Source organism: Kytococcus sp. HMSC28H12, assembly GCF_001816045.1.
Classification (GTDB): domain Bacteria; phylum Actinomycetota; class Actinomycetes; order Actinomycetales; family Dermatophilaceae; genus Kytococcus; species Kytococcus schroeteri.
Map to the genome: position 1 here is coordinate 1 of NZ_KV824272.1, position 1,141 is coordinate 1,141.

Annotated in this window: 2 rRNA genes; both read right to left on the bottom strand. The window is 56.5% G+C overall.

Features of this window, described 5'->3' with window-relative positions:
- Positions 1–59: 59 nt before the first annotated feature.
- Positions 60–176, bottom strand: a 5S ribosomal RNA gene (gene rrf, locus HMPREF3099_RS00890).
- Positions 177–361: 185 nt separating this feature from the next.
- Positions 362–1,141: ribosomal RNA gene (locus HMPREF3099_RS00895) — 23S ribosomal RNA — on the bottom strand; the annotation flags it as partial.

Consider the following 1,141-nt stretch of genomic DNA (forward strand, 5'->3'; position numbering starts at 1 on the left):
CCCGGGAATGGTTTCAGCCCCGACCAACAACAGTTGGGCGGGGCTGAAACAAACGTTGAGTTCGGCGGTGTCCTACTCTCCCACACCGTTCCCAGTGCAGTACCATCGGCGCTGAAGGGCTTAGCTTCCGGGTTCGGAATGTGACCGGGCGTTTCCCCTTCGCTATGACCACCGAAACACTCTCGTACTCACACACACTCTGGCGAGTCGATTCGTGTCTCGAACCACACACACGCATGGTGGCCTCACGAGACTCGTATTCACTTGAACCAACCACCCACCCAGGCACAAACCCAAAGTGGTCGCTGGTTGTTTCCCGGGGTGTGTTTTCCGGGAACCACACAGTGGACGCGTAGCACCTTTGTAGCAAGTTATCGGCTTATTAGTACCGGTCAGCTCCACACATTACTGTGCTTCCACATCCGGCCTATCAACCCAGTAGTCTAGCTGGGAGCCTCTCACCCACAAGGGGCATGGAAACCTCATCTTGAAGCGTGCTTCCCGCTTAGATGCTTTCAGCGGTTATCACTTCCGAACGTAGCTAATCAGCGGTGCCCTTGGCAGAACAACTGACACACCAGAGGTTCGTCCATCCCGGTCCTCTCGTACTAGGGACAGCCCTTCTCAAGTTTCCTACGCGCGCAGCGGATAGGGACCGAACTGTCTCACGACGTTCTAAACCCAGCTCGCGTACCGCTTTAATGGGCGAACAGCCCAACCCTTGGGACCTACTCCAGCCCCAGGATGCGACGAGCCGACATCGAGGTGCCAAACCATGCCGTCGATATGAGCTCTTGGGCAGGATCAGCCTGTTATCCCCGGGGTACCTTTTATCCGTTGAGCGACGGCGATTCCACAATCCACCGTCGGGTCACTAGTTCCGACTTTCGTCCCTGCTCGACCTGTACGTCTCACAGTCAAGCTCCCTTGTGCACTTACACTCGAAACCTGGTTACCAACCAGGCTGAGGGAACCTTTGAGCGCCTCCGTTACCCTTTAGGAGGCAACCGCCCCAGTTAAACTACCCACCAGGCACTGTCCCTGATCCGGATCACGGACCGAAGTTAGATACCCAGAGCGACCAGAGTGGTATTTCAACGATGACTCCACACACGCTGGCGCGTGCGCTTCACAGTCTCCC